This is a genomic window from Pseudomonas sp. MF5691 (genome assembly GCF_016405645.1).
Taxonomy (GTDB): Bacteria; Pseudomonadota; Gammaproteobacteria; order Pseudomonadales; family Pseudomonadaceae; genus Aquipseudomonas; species Aquipseudomonas shahriarae.
Window position 1 is genome coordinate 21,889 of the sequence record NZ_JAEKDC010000031.1, and the last position, 16,030, is coordinate 37,918.

Annotated in this window: 19 protein-coding genes; 16 read left to right on the forward strand and 3 right to left on the reverse strand. The window is 62.4% G+C overall.

Annotated features, from left to right (window positions below; all coding sequences use genetic code 11):
- Positions 1 to 28: 28 nt before the first annotated feature.
- The 4 genes from JFT44_RS26220 to JFT44_RS26235 all read left to right on the forward strand — a co-directional run bounded on the left by JFT44_RS26220 (position 29) and on the right by JFT44_RS26235 (position 2,707).
- Positions 29 to 817: a ParA family protein gene (locus JFT44_RS26220; RefSeq protein ID WP_057438820.1), complete on the forward strand. Its 789-nt coding sequence runs from the start codon at positions 29 to 31 to the stop codon at positions 815 to 817.
- A 138-nt stretch (positions 818 to 955) separates the two neighbouring features.
- Complete coding sequence (locus tag JFT44_RS26225; RefSeq protein WP_057960233.1) at positions 956 to 1,756, forward strand: CheW domain-containing protein; 801 nt, start codon at positions 956 to 958, stop codon at positions 1,754 to 1,756.
- A gap of 75 nt (positions 1,757 to 1,831) precedes the next feature.
- Positions 1,832 to 2,314, forward strand: a complete 483-nt coding sequence (locus tag JFT44_RS26230; RefSeq protein WP_032859076.1) for a chemotaxis protein CheW — start codon at positions 1,832 to 1,834, stop codon at positions 2,312 to 2,314.
- Positions 2,315 to 2,707, forward strand: a complete 393-nt coding sequence (locus JFT44_RS26235) for a DUF2802 domain-containing protein (protein WP_057960232.1) — start codon at positions 2,315 to 2,317, stop codon at positions 2,705 to 2,707.
- Between the two features lie 554 nt (positions 2,708 to 3,261).
- On the opposite strand, the gene JFT44_RS26240 is transcribed toward JFT44_RS26235, so the two are convergent.
- A complete protein-coding gene (locus JFT44_RS26240; RefSeq protein WP_057438823.1) occupies positions 3,262 to 3,591 on the reverse strand; it encodes an EscU/YscU/HrcU family type III secretion system export apparatus switch protein in 330 nt (109 codons plus the stop codon).
- Positions 3,588 to 5,159, reverse strand: a complete 1,572-nt coding sequence (locus tag JFT44_RS26245; protein WP_120732252.1) for a flagellar hook-length control protein FliK — start codon at positions 5,157 to 5,159, stop codon at positions 3,588 to 3,590. Before JFT44_RS26245 ends, JFT44_RS26240 begins: the two co-directional genes overlap by 4 nt.
- A gap of 197 nt (positions 5,160 to 5,356) precedes the next feature.
- On the opposite strand from JFT44_RS26245, the gene ccmA reads away from it, so the two are divergent.
- The 10 genes from ccmA to JFT44_RS26295 all read left to right on the forward strand — a co-directional run bounded on the left by ccmA (position 5,357) and on the right by JFT44_RS26295 (position 12,716).
- Positions 5,357 to 5,992 (forward strand): cytochrome c biogenesis heme-transporting ATPase CcmA, encoded by a 636-nt coding sequence (gene ccmA, locus JFT44_RS26250; RefSeq protein WP_115127672.1) that lies wholly within the window; start codon positions 5,357 to 5,359, stop codon positions 5,990 to 5,992.
- Complete coding sequence (ccmB, locus tag JFT44_RS26255; RefSeq protein WP_032859085.1) at positions 5,989 to 6,657, forward strand: heme exporter protein CcmB; 669 nt, start codon at positions 5,989 to 5,991, stop codon at positions 6,655 to 6,657. Before ccmA ends, ccmB begins: the two co-directional genes overlap by 4 nt.
- Before the next feature lie 85 nt (positions 6,658 to 6,742).
- A complete protein-coding gene (locus JFT44_RS26260) occupies positions 6,743 to 7,498 on the forward strand; it encodes a heme ABC transporter permease (RefSeq protein ID WP_057958958.1) in 756 nt (251 codons plus the stop codon).
- The gene (gene ccmD / locus JFT44_RS26265; RefSeq protein ID WP_029292593.1) at positions 7,495 to 7,671 is read left to right on the forward strand and encodes a heme exporter protein CcmD; all 177 of its coding nucleotides are present in this window, start codon (positions 7,495 to 7,497) and stop codon (positions 7,669 to 7,671) included. The genes JFT44_RS26260 and ccmD overlap by 4 nt, the downstream gene beginning before the upstream one ends.
- A complete protein-coding gene (ccmE, locus tag JFT44_RS26270; RefSeq protein ID WP_057958959.1) occupies positions 7,668 to 8,123 on the forward strand; it encodes a cytochrome c maturation protein CcmE in 456 nt (151 codons plus the stop codon). Before ccmD ends, ccmE begins: the two co-directional genes overlap by 4 nt.
- Positions 8,124 to 8,126: 3 nt before the next feature.
- Positions 8,127 to 10,115: a heme lyase CcmF/NrfE family subunit gene (locus JFT44_RS26275; protein ID WP_057958960.1), complete on the forward strand. Its 1,989-nt coding sequence runs from the start codon at positions 8,127 to 8,129 to the stop codon at positions 10,113 to 10,115.
- Entirely contained in the window at positions 10,112 to 10,648 is a 537-nt protein-coding gene (locus JFT44_RS26280) for a DsbE family thiol:disulfide interchange protein (RefSeq protein WP_029292599.1), read from the forward strand. Before JFT44_RS26275 ends, JFT44_RS26280 begins: the two co-directional genes overlap by 4 nt.
- Positions 10,645 to 11,118 carry a cytochrome c-type biogenesis protein gene (locus tag JFT44_RS26285; protein WP_057438827.1) on the forward strand — a complete coding sequence of 158 codons (474 nt, stop codon included), beginning with the start codon at positions 10,645 to 10,647 and terminating at the stop codon, positions 11,116 to 11,118. Before JFT44_RS26280 ends, JFT44_RS26285 begins: the two co-directional genes overlap by 4 nt.
- Positions 11,111 to 12,304, forward strand: a complete 1,194-nt coding sequence (gene ccmI, locus JFT44_RS26290) for a c-type cytochrome biogenesis protein CcmI (protein WP_057958961.1) — start codon at positions 11,111 to 11,113, stop codon at positions 12,302 to 12,304. The genes JFT44_RS26285 and ccmI overlap by 8 nt, the downstream gene beginning before the upstream one ends.
- Positions 12,305 to 12,320: 16 nt before the next feature.
- Entirely contained in the window at positions 12,321 to 12,716 is a 396-nt protein-coding gene (locus JFT44_RS26295) for a hypothetical protein (RefSeq protein WP_057958962.1), read from the forward strand.
- Positions 12,717 to 13,301: 585 nt separating this feature from the next.
- On the opposite strand, the gene JFT44_RS26300 is transcribed toward JFT44_RS26295, so the two are convergent.
- Complete coding sequence (locus JFT44_RS26300) at positions 13,302 to 13,562, reverse strand: DUF6124 family protein (protein WP_198800282.1); 261 nt, start codon at positions 13,560 to 13,562, stop codon at positions 13,302 to 13,304.
- Positions 13,563 to 14,085: 523 nt separating this feature from the next.
- On the opposite strand from JFT44_RS26300, the gene phnC reads away from it, so the two are divergent.
- Positions 14,086 to 14,919: a phosphonate ABC transporter ATP-binding protein gene (gene phnC / locus JFT44_RS26305; RefSeq protein ID WP_057438830.1), complete on the forward strand. Its 834-nt coding sequence runs from the start codon at positions 14,086 to 14,088 to the stop codon at positions 14,917 to 14,919.
- Between the two features lie 32 nt (positions 14,920 to 14,951).
- The gene (gene phnD, locus JFT44_RS26310) at positions 14,952 to 15,953 is read left to right on the forward strand and encodes a phosphonate ABC transporter substrate-binding protein (RefSeq protein WP_115127678.1); all 1,002 of its coding nucleotides are present in this window, start codon (positions 14,952 to 14,954) and stop codon (positions 15,951 to 15,953) included.
- The last annotated feature ends 77 nt before the right edge of the window (positions 15,954 to 16,030 follow it).

Sequence of the window (16,030 nt, forward strand, 5' to 3'; positions counted from 1 at the left end):
CCAGTGCCTGCCGGGAGGAACAATCCGAATGAGAGTCTGGGCAGTTGCCAATCAAAAAGGTGGGGTCGGCAAGACCACCACCTCCATCGCCTTAGCCGGCCTGCTGGCCGAGGCGGGCAAGCGCGTGGTCATTGTCGACCTGGATCCCCATGGCTCGATGACCAGCTATTTCGGCTACGACCCCGATGCCCTGGAACACAGCTGCTTTGACCTGTTCCTGCACAAGGGCAGCGTCCCCGCAGGCTTGCCCGGGCAACTGCTGCTGCCCACCAGCAACGAGAAGATTTCCCTGTTGCCCTCCAGCACCGCCCTGGCCACCCTCGAGCGCCAGTCGCCGGGGCAGAGCGGCCTGGGCCTGGTGATCGCCAAGAGCCTGGCGCAACTGTGGCAGGACTTCGACTACGCCATCATCGACAGCCCGCCATTGCTCGGCGTACTGATGGTCAATGCCCTGGCGGCCAGCCAGCAGTTGGTGATCCCGGTGCAGACCGAGCACTTGGCGGTCAAAGGCCTGGAGCGCATGGTCAATACCCTGGCGATGATCAACCGTTCGCGCAAACAGGCGTTGCCGTTCAGCATCGTGCCGACCCTGTTCGACCGTCGCACCCAGGCCTCCCTCGGCACCCTGCGCGTACTGCGCGATGCTTACCCCGAGACCATCTGGCAAGGCTATATCCCGGTGGACACGCGCTTGCGTGACGCCAGCCGCGCCGGCCTCGCGCCCTCGCAATTCGATGGCAAAAGCCGTGGCGTGCTGGCGTATCGCGCCTTGCTCAAGCATCTGCTGGCCCAGCAACTTGTGGCGCAGGTGGCGTGAAATGAACAACCCTGTAGGAGCGAGTCTTGCCCGCGATGGGTTTTGCCTGATGTCACGGACTTTTGATTCAAGTCCGAGCGCGGGCAGGCCGATAACCTTTGAATACACGGTTAACGGTGCGTGCGCGTGGGCATACAGATGAATCGTCCTGTCGATATCAAGACCCGGCCGCAACTGGCGCTGCAGTCCTACCTGGACGCACTGCTGCAGGATGCGACCGAGGAAGTGCTGCCCGAGCCGATCCTGGTGCTGGATGAAGTGCTGGCGGTGCCTGTGGTCGAGGCTGAGGCCAGCCTGGATGAGTTTCAACTGGCGGTCCTCGAAGAGCAGGCCCGTGATGCGTTGGCGGTGCCTGTCGCCGTCGCGGTCGTGGAAACGCCTGCACCTCTGGTGCTGGTGCCGCCGGTGGCCGAGGTGCATCGACCGCCGAGCATTACGCCGCCACCGGTGGAAACCGATGGTCGGCCAGCGTGGGCTGCCGAGTCGTTCGAATGCCTGCTGTTCGATGTGGCCGGGTTGACCCTGGCGGTGCCGCTGGTGTGCCTGGGGTCGATTTACTCCCTGGAAGGCCAGGAATTGACGCCGTTGTTTGGCCAGCCGGAGTGGTTCCTCGGGATCCTGCCGAGCCAGGCCGGCAACCTCAAGGTGCTGGATACTGCGCGCTGGGTGATGCCCGACCGCTATCGCGACGATTTCCGCCAGGGCCTGCAATACGTGATCTCGGTGCAGGGCTACGAATGGGGGCTGGCGGTGCATCAGGTCAGCCGTTCGCTGCGCCTGGACCCCAATGAAATCAAATGGCGCAGCCACCGTGGCCAGCGGCCATGGCTGGCGGGCACCGTGATCGAACATATGTGCGCGCTGCTGGATGTCGCCGAATTGGCGGAGCTGATAGCCAGCGGCGCGGTAAAAGATCTGCCAGGTAACAAACGTACTTGATAAGAGGCGCAGTACCACGGTGCTGCCAAAGAAGAACACACGCCGTTATCAACGGTATTTGAAGGGGTCAGGGGTATGAATAAGTCAGCGTCCGCACAGGGTTTGGATGATCCGATTCTGCAATGGGTAACCTTCAAGCTGGACAACGAGTCTTACGGCATCAACGTGATGCGCGTGCAGGAAGTGCTGCGCTACACCGAAATCGCGCCAGTGCCGGGTGCGCCGAGCTACGTGCTGGGCATCATCAACCTGCGCGGCAACGTGGTGACCGTGATCGACACGCGCCAGCGTTTTGGCCTGATGCCGACTGAAGTCAACGACAACACGCGTATCGTCATCATCGAAGCCGACAAGCAAGTGGTCGGGATCATGGTCGACAGCGTGGCCGAAGTGGTTTACCTGCGCCAATCGGAAGTCGAGACCGCGCCGAATGTCGGCAACGAAGAATCGGCCAAGTTCATCCAGGGTGTGTGCAACAAGAACGGCGAGCTGCTGATCCTGGTTGAGCTGGACAAGATGATGAGCGAAGAAGAGTGGTCGGACCTGGAGAACATCTGATTGATGCTTGAGGTAGCGGTAATCGTCCTGGCCCTGCTGTGGATCGGGACTGTAGTGGTATTGCTGCGCCATATGCGCCAGCAACGCGAATTGGCCTTGCAACAGGCCGAGCGCGACGCCGTGCGTGACCAGCGCCTGCGCGAGATGGCCAAGCGCGTGGACAACTACCAGCAAAGCGCCGTGCGGGTAGGGGAGGACGTGCACGAACTGCGCGCCATCCTCGCCCCGTTGCCCGACAAACTGTCGGCACTGGAACAGCGCGACCCGGCCAACCTGTCTTTTGCCCAGGCGGCAAAACTGGTGGGCATGGGCGCTACGGTGGACGAACTGACCCAATCCTGTGGCCTGACCCAGGCCGAGGCACAGTTGATGAGCAAGTTGCACAAAAGCTGACACTGTACTGATTCAAATGTAGGAGCAGGCTTGCTCGCGAAAGCGGTGGGTCAGTCAATACATGTACCGACTGACCCACCGCCATCGCAGGCAAGCCAGCTCCCACACTTGTTTTTTGTCGCCCCCACTTCCAGCACTCGCCGCAGTTCCAATGTGGGAGTTGCACAAAAGCTGACACTCTACTGATTCAAATGTGGGAGCGGGCTTGCCCGCGATGGCGGTGTGTCAGCCAAGGCTGTACCGACTGACCCACCGCCATCGCAGGCAAGCCAGCTCCCACACTTGTTTTTTGTCGCCCCCACTTCCAGCACTCGCCGCAGTTCCAATGTGGGAGTTGCACAAAAGCTGACACGCTATTGATTCAAATGTGGGAGCAGGCAAGCCAGCCCACACTTATTTTTACCGCCCCCACTTCCAGCACCCGCCGCAATTCCCATGTGGGAGCGGGCTTGCTCGCGAAAGCGGTGTGTCAGCCAAGGCAGTACCGCCTGACCCGCCGCCATCGCAGGTAAGCCCGCTCCCACATTTTTTGATCTGTGTGCATCCTCGAAACGTCAGTAATCATCCCCGCGCGCCGTCACATCCCGCTCCATTGGCTCGGCATTCGGGTCATACCCCGCGGGGAACTTGCCTTTGAGCGTCCAGGCAAACGCAATAATCTCGGCGATGGTGCGGTACAGCTCTTCGGGAATGCTGTCACCCAACTCCATGCGCGCCAGCAGTTTCACCAGCTCGGCATTTTCATAAATCGGGACTTCATGTTCGCGCGCCAACTTCAGGATGGCTTCGGCCAGGGCGTCGTCGCCTTTGGCGGTCAGGGCGGGGGCGGCTTTGCCGTCGTATTTGAGGGCGATGGCCTGGCGTGGTGGGTTGGGGTTTTTCATGCGGTTTCATCCACCCAGCGTTGTTCCAGCCCGGTCTTTGGCCCGCGGGGCGGGGTGCCGAGGTGGCAGTCGAGGTCGCCGACATTGAGGCCCGACGACACCAGGCGCTCGCGCAGGCTGCCCAGGTGGCTTTCGATCAGGCTGGCGGTGTAGGGGCGGGTGGCCCATAGCTGGCTGGACAGTTTGCCCTGGCTCAATTGTGCCTGGACCTGCAAGGGGCCCAGGGGCTCCATGTCGAAGGCCAGTTCCACGCGCCACAGCATCTTCTTCGCGTCGCGTTCGATCTTGCGTTCCGGCTCGTCCTTGTCCGGCGCCGGCTCTTCGCGCTGGAACTTGACCTGCAGCGGCACGATGTCTTGCAAGGTGCGCATGGGGATTTCCAGTTGCCAGGTGGTTTGCAGGCGGCCATCGGCGGTGGTGCCACTCTGTTCCAGGCTCGACAGTTGATGGCTCTGCAAGCGCGAGATGGCGCCGGCGGCCAGGCGCAGCAGGTTTTCCAGGCTGTTTTCACCGTCCAGGCGCTGCAGCAGGCGCTCCGGCAATGGGAAGCCGCCCGGCGCGTTGCGGGCGCCCACCTGGCCGAGGGTACCCAGCGGGCTGCGGACAAAGCTGGGTAGCATCTGCGCCAGGGTATTGGCGGCCAGGATTGCATTGAGGTTGGTGTTGGCGGGCAGGGCGGGTAGCAATTCGTTGACCAGGCGCAGCAGGCTGCCCTTCATATCCAGCGGTGGCACTTGCGGGTTTTGCCCGGCCAGCAGCTTGGCTTCAAGGAACACGCCGCTGTTGTGCAGCAGTTGTGCCAGCACCCTGGGGTTGCTGACCTGCGCCACATCCGGCAGCCCGGCCAGCAGGCGATCGACGGCGGCGCGCAATTGTGCGGAGGTGTCATCGGGCAGGTTTTTCAGGGCATTGAACACGCCCTCCAGCGAGGCCTGGCGGCTTTGCTGGGCGGCCAGTTGCTGGCTGACCGCCAGTTGATCGCGCAGCCCACTCAGGGGCACGAAATCCAGGGTCTGCGCACCCTGCACCACGGCACTCAACAAGCTACCGACGCGCAGCGGCTGCGGGCTTTCCAGGGTCAGGGTGGTACCGCTCAGGGCGTTGTTGAGCACCGACACCAGCGAACGGTATAGCGCCGGTTGCCCGGCGCCCTGGGGCAGCATCTGCGAGGTCAGCACCTTGGCCTGGAGCAAGGTGCCCACCGGCAACTGGTGGGTGTCGATGCGGGTCAGGGCGGCGACATTGGCGCTGAGGGCCTGCTGCAGGCTGATCGCCAGGTCGCCCGATGCCGTCTGGCTCACCGCCACGTTGCTGCCCAGGGGCAGTGGCTGGCTGCTCGCGGCCTGCACCAGGGTTTGCCGGCCACCTTCAAGGGTCAGCTTGAGCAACAGCTGAAAGGCTTCACCGCCTTGCTTGAGCGCCAGGACCTCGGCGTTCACGGTTTTGCCGGCGTCGATCAACCCAGTCTGCGGCTCCAGCAGTTTCAGCAGTTCGCCCACCGCAGGCGCAGGCCTGGGCCCGGAGGCCGGGGCAGGGGGCAGGGTCGGAAGGTTGATGTCACCGGTCATCGTGGCCGCCGTCTCAAGGAAATTGCCCTCTTTAGAGTAGGGCATCACATGTATAATGCCGCCCGTCTTCAAAGAGCGGGTCAAAAACATCTCAACTGATTGATCCAGCTCTCTAAAACAGGCCGCCAATGCAGTTATTGTGCATCTCTTTAACGGCCGTTCCACCGCCGACTTGAACCGTAAAGGCCCGCGATCTTGTGACCAGCCCCCTACTTGAAGCCGTTGCGCTTGCCTGTGAGCGAGACCTGCGGATGTTGTTCGAACACCTCGAGTTGCGGCTGTCGGCGGGCGACATGGTGCAGATCAGCGGCCCCAACGGCAGTGGCAAGACCAGCCTGCTGCGCCTGCTGGCCGGTTTGATGCAGCCCACGGCAGGCCAGGTGCGCCTCAATGGCAAGCCGCTGCAAGAGCAACGCACGGAGCTGGCGCGCAATCTGGTGTGGATCGGCCACGCTGCGGGGATCAAGGATGTGCTGACGGCCGAAGAGAACCTCAGTTGGCTCAGCGCCCTGCATCATCCGGCCCCGCGCGCATCCATCTGGCAGGCCCTGGCGGCCGTCGGGCTCAAGGGCTTCGAAGATGTGCCGTGCCATACCCTGTCGGCCGGCCAGCAGCGCCGGGTGGCCCTGGCCCGCCTGTACCTGGAGGGCCCGCCGTTGTGGATCCTCGACGAACCCTTCACCGCCCTCGACAAGCAGGGCGTGGCGCAGCTCGAAGAACACCTGGCCCGGCACTGCGAGCAAGGCGGCATGGTGGTCCTCACTACCCACCACACCTTGACCCGCATGCCTGCCGGTTACCGCGACCTGGACCTGGGACGGTGGTCCGTATGAGTGTATTTGCCCTGTTGGTCGCCCGCGAGGCCCGTTTGCTGTGTCGCCGCCCGGCTGAACTGGCCAACCCGCTGGTGTTCTTCGCGATTGTCATCGCGTTGTTCCCGTTGGCGGTCGGTCCCGAGACTAAACTGTTGCAAACCTTGTCTCCGGGACTGGTGTGGGTCGCGGCCCTTTTGTCCGTCCTGCTCTCGCTGGACGGGCTGTTTCGCAGTGATTTCGAAGATGGTTCCCTTGAACAGTGGGTCCTTTCGTCGCACCCTCTGCCTCTTCTGGTTCTGGCCAAGGTACTGGCACACTGGGCCTTCTCCGGCCTGGCACTGGTCCTGCTCGCACCGCTGCTGGCGATGATGCTGGGCCTGCCCGCCGAATGCCTGCCCGTCTTGCTGGCCTCGTTGTTGCTAGGTACCCCGGTGCTGAGCCTGCTGGGGGCGGTGGGTGCAGCACTGACGGTGGGCCTGAAACGTGGGGGGCTGTTGCTGGCCTTGCTGATTCTACCTTTGTATATCCCGGTATTGATCCTGGGCAGCGGCGCCTTGCAGGCCGCGCTCATGGGGATGCCGGCGACCGGTTACCTCTTGTGGCTTGGCAGCCTGACCGCCCTGGCGGTAACCCTGACACCCTTTGCTATAGCGGCCGGCCTGAAGATCAGCGTCGGCGAATAATGAGGTCTGACCCGGTATTTTCACTGCGTCAGTAAAGACCCTAAGCTTCTTGCAACGACAAGAAGCAACCGTGATGGAAACAGCAATGAACTGGACCTGGTTTCACAAGCTCGGCTCGCCCAAGTGGTTCTACGGGATCAGCGGCAAAATGCTGCCCTGGCTCGCCGTCGCCGCCTTCCTGCTGATCGGTATCGGCCTGGTCTGGGGCCTGGCCTTCGCACCACCGGACTACCAGCAGGGCAACAGCTTTCGCATCATCTATATCCACGTGCCCGCCGCGCTGCTGGCCCAGTCCTGCTACGTGATGCTCGCGGTGTGCGGCATTGTCGGGCTGGTGTGGAAGATGAAGCTGGCCGACGTCGCCCTGCAATGCGCGGCGCCCATCGGTGCGTGGATGACCGCGGTGGCGCTGCTCACCGGGGCAATCTGGGGCAAACCGACCTGGGGCTCGTGGTGGGTCTGGGATGCGCGACTAACGTCCATGTTGATTCTGCTGTTTCTGTACTTCGGTCTGATTGCCCTGGGCAACGCGATCAGCAATCGTGACAGCGCCGCCAAGGCCTGCGCGGTGCTGGCGATTGTCGGCGTGATCAATATCCCGATCATCAAGTACTCGGTGGAGTGGTGGAACACCCTGCACCAGGGCGCCACCTTCACCCTCACTGAAAAACCGGCGATGCCCGTGGAAATGTGGGCGCCGCTGCTGCTGATGGTCCTGGGCTTCTACTGCTTCTTCGGCGCAGTGTTGCTGATGCGCATGCGCCTCGAAGTGCTCAAGCGTGAAGCCCGCGCCAGTTGGGTCAAGGTCGAAGTGCAAAACAGCCTGGGAGCCCGTGGATGAGTTTCGCCTCTTTCAGTGATTTTCTCGCCATGGGCCACCACGGCCTGTACGTCTGGACAGCCTATGGCATCAGCCTGGCAGTCCTGGCCCTCAACGTTGTTGCGCCGATCCTGGCCCGCAAGCGTTACCTGCAACAAGAGGCGCGTCGTCTGCGCCGGGAGACCGATAAGTGAATCCGCTGCGTAGAAAGCGTCTGTTGATCATCCTTGCCATCCTGGTGGGCGTCGGGTTAGCCGTAGGCCTGGCCTTGAGTGCCCTGCAGCAGAACATCAACCTGTTCTATACCCCGACCCAGATCGCCAATGGCGAAGCGCCGCAAGACACGCGGATCCGTGCCGGTGGCATGGTCGAGGCCGGCTCCCTGAAGCGTTCCGGCGACTCCCTGGACGTGACCTTCGTGGTTACCGACTTCAACAAATCCGTGACCATCACCTACCGCGGCATCCTCCCGGACCTGTTCCGCGAAGGGCAGGGCATCGTTGCCTTGGGCAAAATCAACGCCCAGGGCGTGGTGGTGGCCGATGAAGTGTTGGCCAAGCACGATGAAAAATACATGCCGCCGGAAGTGACCAAGGCCCTCAAAGACAGCGGCCAATCCGCGCCCACCCCAGCCAAGGAGGGTTAAGCAATGACCTCTACATTGTTTATTCCCGAGTTGGGCCAATTGGCGATGATCCTCGCCCTGTGCTTTGCCATCGTCCAGGCCATCGTCCCGCTGCTGGGCGCCTGGCGCGGCGACCGGCTGTGGATGAGCCTGGCGCAGCCCGCCGCCTGGGGCCAGTTCGCGTTCCTGGCGTTCGCCTTCGGTTGCCTGACGTACGCGTTTATGACCGACGACTTTTCCGTCGCCTATGTGGCCAGCAACTCCAACAGCGCCTTGCCCTGGTACTACAAGTTCAGCGCCGTGTGGGGCGCCCACGAAGGCTCCCTGCTGTTGTGGGCCCTGATCCTCGGCGGCTGGACCTTTGCCGTGTCGGTGTTCTCCCGGCAGTTGCCGCAAGTCATGCTGGCGCGGGTGCTGGCGGTGATGGGCATGATCAGCATCGGCTTTTTGCTGTTCCTGATCATGACCTCCAACCCGTTCGAGCGGATCCTGCCGCAGATTCCCATGGACGGTCGCGACCTCAACCCGTTGCTGCAGGATATCGGCCTGATCGTCCACCCGCCGATGCTGTACATGGGCTATGTGGGCTTCTCCGTGGCCTTCGCCTTTGCCATCGCCGCCTTGCTCGGCGGGCGTCTCGACGCCGCCTGGGCGCGCTGGTCGCGGCCATGGACCATCGTCGCCTGGGCCTTCCTCGGCATCGGCATCACCCTGGGCTCGTGGTGGGCCTATTACGAACTCGGCTGGGGCGGCTGGTGGTTCTGGGACCCGGTGGAAAACGCCTCCTTCATGCCCTGGCTGGTGGGCACGGCGCTGATCCACTCCCTGGCCGTCACCGAAAAACGCGGCGTGTTCAAGAGCTGGACCGTGTTGCTGGCCATTGCCGCCTTCTCCCTGAGCCTGCTGGGCACGTTCCTCGTGCGTTCCGGCGTGCTGACCTCGGTGCACGCGTTCGCCGCCGACCCTGAGCGCGGTGTGTTCATCCTGATCTTCCTGCTCTTTGTAGTCGGTAGTTCGCTGACTCTGTTTGCCCTGCGCGCGCCGGTGGTCAAGAGCCACGTCGGCTTCAACCTGTGGTCGCGGGAAACCCTGCTGCTGGGTAATAACCTGGTGCTGATCGTTGCGGCCTCGATGATCCTGCTGGGCACTTTGTATCCGCTGGTGCTCGATGCCCTGACCGGCGCCAAGCTGTCGGTCGGCCCGCCGTACTTCAACGCATTGTTCATCCCGTTGATGGGCCTGCTGATGGTGGTAATGGCCATCGGCGTGCTGGTGCGCTGGAAAGACACCCCGGTCAAATGGCTGCTGGGCATGTTGATCCCCGTGCTGCTGGGCAGTGCTGCACTGTCGGTGGTTGCCGGGATTGCCTACGGCGACTTCAACTGGGCAGTGCTCGCCACCTTTATGCTCGCGGCCTGGGTGTTGCTGGCCGGCGTGCGCGATATCTTCGACAAGACCCGGCACAAGGGCCTGATCAAAGGCCTGCCCACCCTGACGCGCAGCTACTGGGGCATGCAGATCGCGCACATTGGCATCGCCGTGTGCGCCCTGGGCGTGGTGCTGTCCAGCCAGAACAGCGCCGAGCGCGACCTGCGCCTGGCCCCTGGCGAGTCCATGGACCTGGCCGGCTACCAGTTCGTCTTTGAAGGCGCCAAGCACTTCGAAGGGCCGAACTTCACCTCCGACAAAGGCACCGTGCGTGTGCTGCGCAACGGCAAGCAAATCGCCGTGCTGCACCCGGAAAAACGCCTGTACACCGTACAGAGCTCGATGATGACCGAAGCCGGGATCGACGCCGGGTTCACCCGTGACCTGTATGTCGCCTTGGGCGAACCCCTGGGCGAGGGCGCCTGGGCCGTGCGGGTCCACGTCAAGCCGTTTGTGCGCTGGATCTGGTTCGGCGGCCTGCTGACCGGCTTCGGTGGTTTGCTGGCAGCGATGGACCGGCGTTACCGGGTCAAGGTCAAGAGCCGGGTGCGTGAAGCCCTCGGCATGCAGGGAGCTGCGGTATGAAGCGTTGGTTGATGGTATTGCCACTGGCGTTGTTTCTGCTGGTCGCGGTGTTTTTGTATCGCGGCCTGTACCTGGACCCGGCCGAGCTGCCGTCGGCGATGATCGGCAAGCCGTTCCCGGCGTTCTCGTTGCCTACGGTGCAGGGCGATAAAACCCTGACCCAGGCAGACCTGATCGGCAAGCCGGCTCTGGTCAACGTGTGGGCCACCTGGTGCATCTCTTGCCGCGTGGAACACCCGGTGCTGAACAAGCTGGCGGAGAAGGGCGTGGTGATCTACGGCATCAACTACAAGGACGACAATGCAGCGGCCTTGAAGTGGCTGGCGGAATTCCACAACCCGTACCAATTGGACGTGCGCGATGAAGACGGCAACCTGGGCCTGAACCTCGGCGTCTACGGTGCCCCGGAAACCTTCTTTATCGACGCCAAGGGCGTGATCCGCGACAAGTTCGTGGGGGTGATCGACGAAGTGGTCTGGCGCGAACAACTGGCGGCCAAGTACCAGGCCCTGGTGGATGAGGCCAAGCCATGAAGCGTTGGTTGACCGCCGCAGTACTGGCCCTGGGCCTGGTGGGCGTGGCCCATGCCGCCATCGACACCTACGAGTTTGCCCGCGATGGCGACCGTGAGCGTTTCCGCGAGCTGACCAAGGAACTGCGCTGCCCCAAGTGCCAGAACCAGGACATCGCCGACTCCAACGCACCGATTGCCGCCGACCTGCGCAAAGAGATTTTCCGCATGCTGGGCGAAGGCAAGGACAATCAGCAGATCATCGACTTCATGGTCGATCGCTATGGTGATTTTGTCCGCTACAAGCCGGCGCTGACCAGCAAGACCGCCTTGCTCTGGTTTGGCCCCGCCGCCCTGTTGCTGGGTGGCCTGGTGGTCATGGCCGTGATCGTCCGCCGTCGCCGTGCGGCGCCTACCGATGGTTCTGATGCGCTATCTGCCCAAGAGCGCCAACGCCTCGACCAACTGCTGGACAAAAAAACTGATGATTGATTTCTGGCTCGCAGCTGGCCTGCTGCTCCTGGTTGCCTTGAGTTTCCTGTTGATCCCGGTGTTGCGCGTACGTCGCGCCCAGCGTGAAGAAGACCGCACCGCGTTGAACGTCGCGCTGTATCAGGAACGTGTTGCTGAACTGCAAACCCAACAAAGCGAAGGCGTGCTCAACGCGGCGCAACTCGATACCGGCCGCGCCGAAGCCGCCCGTGAATTGCTGGCCGATACCGAAGGCGTGGAAAAGCCCCGCGAATCGCGCCTGGGCAAGCCGCTGCCACTGCTGGCCGCCGTGCTGGTGCCGGTGTTGGGCCTGGGGCTGTACCTGCATTACGGCGCCATCGACAAGGTTGAACTGACCCGCGAATTCGCCCAGCCGCCGGTCTCCCTTGCCGACATGACCCAGCGCCTGGAACGGGCTGCGGCGGCGCAACCGGATTCTGCCGAAGGCTTGTACTTCCTGGGTCGCGCCTACATGGCCCAGGATCGTTCGGCCGACGCGGCCAAGGTCTTCGAGCGCACCGTGGCCCTGGCCGGTCGCCAGCCCGAGTTGCTCGGGCAGTGGGCCCAGGCGCAGTACTTTGCCAACAACAAGCAGTGGTCGCCGCAGCTTCAGGCCCTGACTGACGAAGCGTTGAAACTCGACCCGAAGGAAGTCACCAGCCTTGGCCTGTTGGGCATCGCCGCCTTTGAAGGGCAGCGTTACCAGGAAGCCATCGACTACTGGAACCGTCTGTTGGCCTTGTTGCCGGAGAAAGACAACTCCCGCTCAGCGCTGCAAGGCGGCATCGACCGCGCGGCCGAGAAGTTGAAAGAGGGCGGCGGTGCCGTCGCGCCAATTGCCAAGACCGCCGTGATGAAAGTACGCGTGGACCTGGCGGCCGACGTCAAAGCCCGCGCTCTGCCGACTGACAGCGTATTCATCTTCGCCCGCGCCGTTTCCGGCCCGCCAGCGCCATTGGCCGCCAAGCGTGTCACCGTGGCCGACCTGCCGGTGACCGTCGAACTGGGCGATGCCGATGCGATGATGCCGCAGTTGAAACTGTCCAACTTTCCCGAAGTCCAACTGGTTGCGCGCATCTCACGGGCCGGTCAACCGACTGCCGGCGAGTGGATCGGCCGCAGTCAACCCCTGGCCAGCAGCACCACCGCGACCCAGCAGTTGACCATCGACAGTCCGGATCAATAATTTCGAGGAAATCCCCATGACCGCCATCGCTCGTATCACCCTGCTCAGCCTGGTCTTGGGCTTGAGCGCTTGCGCGGTCCATCGGCCACCTCCAGCCCCTACGGGCCCGACCATTCCACCGTCGGGCCCCTCGACCCAGCCGGCAACCAAACCTTCCGGCCCGGTCACCGCCCCCGCCAAGCCCTTGCCCAGCAAGTCCCCAACCTTCGCCCCACCCCCCGGCGCTGCCAGCCACTGGGACGGCAAGATGCAGGTGTACGTGCTGGACGAGCAACCGGACACCTTCTACCGCCAGCGCACCTACTACCGCTGGAGCAACGGCTGGAGCCGCTCCATCAGCCCGAATGGGCCATGGGAAGAGACGAATGTGCAGGGCGTACCGCCGGGGTTGAGCAAGCAGTACGCAAAATGATCTAAGGCGACCTTCAAACGGTCGCCTTTTTTATGATTTGAAATCCAATTCAAATGTGGGAGCCGGCTTGTCGGGTCGCCGCATCGCAGCATAGGTATCTACACGACTTGCTCTTTTTGGTCATTGGGTGTGAGTACATATCCGTTGCTGCGGTTATGGCGGCTATTGGTTCCGCCCTTACGGCGGGTCACTTTCGAAGAGCGCGAAAGTAACCAAAGCGCTTTTGCCCCACCACTCGGTGCCTCGCCTAGGCTCGGCATGCCCGCAGTCAGGCATTGCTCCGTGGGCCCGCCGCGATCGGCCATCCATGGCCGTGTCGCGGCTACCCCGGCATCCATGCCGGGGTGCCCACTGCGCAATACCTGCCTGCGGCCAGCGTGGTTTAACGGGGCGCCTCAGATCAAGATCAAAAGCCAGATCAAAAACAGAGCAACAGCAACAGCAACAGCAATGCCAAAGCGCGAAGCTGCATTCCCCCCTGTGGGGGCTGGCTTGCCTGCGAAGGCGGTGTATCAGTCAATACATTTATCGACTGATACACCGCCTTCGCAGGCAAGCCAGCCCCCACAGGGATTCACTTGGCCGTCAGGCCGCCGGGCATTCCCGGTGCAACGCTGCCTCGACTAACAACTGCGCCATCTCGAACAATTGCACAACTGCCATCACCTGCTTACGGCTCGAGCCTTCAAGATACTCGGTGCAGTCGTACGCACTGACCGCCGCCGACTCGAGCATTTCACAGGCGTTGCTCAACGCTTCTTCGGTGCTGAGACCGGCACGTACTGAAGAGTTTTTCTGACGAGGCAGATACAAGCTGCGAATGCAGTGCGTAATGCTTGAACGCACGTTGGGCGGCTTCGTGGAGTTTGCTGTTGTTCAGGGAGTAGGGCGGGCTAGGCGTGACTTTTTTCATACGGTTGCTCCTGGAGTTAAAGGAGCCGCCACAATCACTTCCACATGATGGGGGGCGACTGTACGCAGGTGTGGAAGACTGAACTCCAGGACCCCGGCGCACCCGAAGGTGCCCCGCGCACAGCCGCCATATAGCTGCGTGAAAAAGGGCGACGACCGAGGAATGGAGACCTGGCAGGGCTGGGCCCTCCTGCGTACAGCTCGCCCAGCATGATGTGTGCCTGTTAAATGATGAGCCGTAGGGAAAGTCCTGTTTTGATCATTCCCACATGGAGCATGGGAGCGATCCTCATATGCATGGGAATTGTCCTTCAGTTGTTCCAACCTTTCATAAAACTTTCATCAAACCGCCCTCCTGCAGTCATGTGCAAGTCATAGCCCTGACACCTCCCGCGCCTACTGTCGTTTGAACTCAAACGCAGCCACGCAAGGCTGTTCAAACCAGACAGAGAAGCCCATGACTCCCGCTATCCATGTCGATCGCCTGAACAAGACCTTTGCGAAGAAAACCGCGCTGGTCGACCTCGAACTCACCATCGCCAGCGGCGAGATGGTCGCCCTGATCGGTGCATCCGGTTCCGGCAAGTCCACGTTGTTGCGCCACCTTGCGGGGCTGGCCTGTTGCGACAAGGGCAACGGCGGCAGCGTCAAGGTGCTGGGCCGAGAGGTGCAGGCCAGTGGGCGGTTGAATGGCAAGGTGCGGCGGTTGCGCGCGGATATTGGCTATATCTTCCAGCAGTTCAACCTGGTCAATCGCCTGAGTGTGATCGACAACGTGCTGCTTGGTTGCCTGGGCCGCATGCCGCGCTGGCGCGGCAACCTCGGGTTGTTCAATGCCGAGGAAAAGCAATGTGCCATGGAGTCCCTGGCGCGGGTTGGCCTGGCGGACCTGGCCCAGCAGCGGGCCTCGACCCTGTCCGGTGGCCAGCAGCAGCGCGTGGCGATTGCCCGGGCCTTGACCCAGCGTGCCGAAGTGATCCTGGCCGACGAGCCGATTGCCTCCCTGGACCCGGAGTCGGCGCGCAAGGTCATGGAGATCCTCGCCGATATCAACCGCCGCGACGGCAAGACCGTAGTCGTGACCCTGCATCAAGTCGATTACGCCATGCGTTATTGCCCACGGGCCGTGGCGCTCAAGGGCGGGCGCATTCATTTCGACGGGCAGGGCCGCGAGATGAGCAGCCAGTTCCTCAACGATCTGTACGGTGCCGACGTCGACACCAGCCTGATGTTTTCCGAGCCGCCGCGCCGTTCCGAACTTCCCCAGCGCCTGGCCCTGGCCCGCGCTTGAACCTCCATTCACGATCCCTAGGAGTCGCCTGTATGTTGAACCGTATCGGTCATGTTTTCCTGTCTGCCGTGTTGTTGGCCAGCGTCGCCTTGGGCAATGCCCAGGCCGCTGACAAGGCCATCAACTTCGGCATCATGTCCACCGAGTCTTCGCAGAATCTCAAGAGCATCTGGCAGCCGTTCCTCGATGACATGCACAAGAAGACCGGCCTGACCATCAACGCCACCTTCGCCTCCGACTACGCTGGCCTGATCCAGGGCATGCGCTTCAACAAGGTCGATGTGGCCTGGCTCGGCAACAAGGCAGCGATGGAGGCGGTGGACCGCTCCAACGGCGAGATCTTCGCCCAGACCGCTGCCGCCAACGGCGCCGCCGGCTACTGGAGCCTGCTGATCGTGCGCAAGGACAGCCCGCTCAACTCCGTCGAAGACATGCTCAAGAACGCCAAGAACCTGACCTTCGGCAATGGCGACCCAAACTCCACCTCCGGCTACCTGGTGCCGGGCTACTACGTGTTCGCCAAGAACAACGTGGATGCCGGCACCGCCTTCAAGCGCACCCTCAACTCCAGTCATGAAGTCAACGCACTGAGCGTGGCCAAGGGGCAGTTGGACGTGGCTACCTTCAACACCGAAAGCTGGGACCGCCTGGAAGTGACCCAGCCGGACAAGGCCGCGCAACTCAAGGTGATCTGGAAGTCGCCGCTGATCCCCGCCGACCCGATGGTGTGGAGCAAGGCCCTGACTGACAGTGAGAAGACCAAGATCCGCGATTTCTTTGCCAACTACGGTGACACCGAGGCAGAGAAAGCGGTGTTGAAGAACATGCAATTGGGCAAGTTCCTCGCGTCCAACGACGACCAGTTGCTGCCGATCCGCCAGTTGGAGCTGTTCAAGCAGCGCACCACCATCAGCGCCGACAGCAAGTTGGCCGAGGCGGATAAAGCCAAGAAGCTGGCGCAGATCGACGCCGACCTGGCCACGCTGCAACAGCGCCTGAGCGAGCTGGACAAGAAACCCGACGCCAACGGCTAACCCCCTGTTGGAGCTGGGCCTATGTGGGAGCGGGCTTGCCCTGATGCCGATCAGTTAAGCGAACGCAATGCTCAAAG

Bases quoted from the DNA above. Each gene is read 5' to 3' on its own strand.
- phnD (WP_115127678.1), top strand. From the start codon at position 14,952: ATGTTGAACCGTATCGGTCATGTTTTCCTGTCTGCCGTGTTGTTGGCC.
- phnC (WP_057438830.1), top strand. From the start codon at position 14,086: ATGACTCCCGCTATCCATGTCGATCGCCTGAACAAGACCTTTGCGAAG.
- JFT44_RS26275 (WP_057958960.1), top strand. From the start codon at position 8,127: ATGACCTCTACATTGTTTATTCCCGAGTTGGGCCAATTGGCGATGATC.
- JFT44_RS26280 (WP_029292599.1), top strand. From the start codon at position 10,112: ATGAAGCGTTGGTTGATGGTATTGCCACTGGCGTTGTTTCTGCTGGTC.
- JFT44_RS26240 (WP_057438823.1), bottom strand. From the start codon at position 3,591: ATGAAAAACCCCAACCCACCACGCCAGGCCATCGCCCTCAAATACGAC.
- JFT44_RS26245 (WP_120732252.1), bottom strand. From the start codon at position 5,159: ATGACCGGTGACATCAACCTTCCGACCCTGCCCCCTGCCCCGGCCTCC.
- JFT44_RS26260 (WP_057958958.1), top strand. From the start codon at position 6,743: ATGAACTGGACCTGGTTTCACAAGCTCGGCTCGCCCAAGTGGTTCTAC.
- JFT44_RS26225 (WP_057960233.1), top strand. From the start codon at position 956: ATGAATCGTCCTGTCGATATCAAGACCCGGCCGCAACTGGCGCTGCAG.
- JFT44_RS26230 (WP_032859076.1), top strand. From the start codon at position 1,832: ATGAATAAGTCAGCGTCCGCACAGGGTTTGGATGATCCGATTCTGCAA.
- JFT44_RS26285 (WP_057438827.1), top strand. From the start codon at position 10,645: ATGAAGCGTTGGTTGACCGCCGCAGTACTGGCCCTGGGCCTGGTGGGC.
- ccmD (WP_029292593.1), top strand. From the start codon at position 7,495: ATGAGTTTCGCCTCTTTCAGTGATTTTCTCGCCATGGGCCACCACGGC.
- ccmB (WP_032859085.1), top strand. From the start codon at position 5,989: ATGAGTGTATTTGCCCTGTTGGTCGCCCGCGAGGCCCGTTTGCTGTGT.
- ccmI (WP_057958961.1), top strand. From the start codon at position 11,111: ATGATTGATTTCTGGCTCGCAGCTGGCCTGCTGCTCCTGGTTGCCTTG.
- JFT44_RS26295 (WP_057958962.1), top strand. From the start codon at position 12,321: ATGACCGCCATCGCTCGTATCACCCTGCTCAGCCTGGTCTTGGGCTTG.
- JFT44_RS26220 (WP_057438820.1), top strand. From the start codon at position 29: ATGAGAGTCTGGGCAGTTGCCAATCAAAAAGGTGGGGTCGGCAAGACC.